The organism is Bacillus sp. SIMBA_008 (assembly GCF_046535495.1).
Lineage (GTDB): Bacteria > Bacillota > Bacilli > Bacillales > Bacillaceae > Bacillus > Bacillus subtilis.
Map to the genome: position 1 here is coordinate 1 of NZ_JAWRWL010000531.1, position 269 is coordinate 269.

General features: G+C 37.2%; 1 protein-coding gene. It reads right to left on the reverse strand.

What is annotated here, in order from left to right; translation table 11 throughout:
* The coding region (locus SB658_RS24325; RefSeq protein ID WP_410602927.1) for a homoserine O-acetyltransferase/O-succinyltransferase family protein at nucleotides 1-269 on the reverse strand (269 nt) is incomplete at both ends.

Below are 269 nucleotides of genomic sequence, written 5' to 3' on the forward strand. Positions count from 1 at the left end.
TCTTCAAAAGCTAAATGCTCAATTGGTGCGCCGGTGATGATCATTCCATCAAATTTCTTATGGCGAATCGATTCAAAGGTCGTATAAAATTCATCTAGATGCTCTCTCGACGTATTCTTCGGTGTATGCGTACTTGGAATCAAAAACGTAAAGTACACTTGTAAAGGAGAATTTCCGAGCATTCTTAGCAGCTGCGTTTCAGTTTGTATTTTTTTTGGCATTAAATTTAAGATCACGATATTCAAAGGACGGATATCTTGATTGAATGC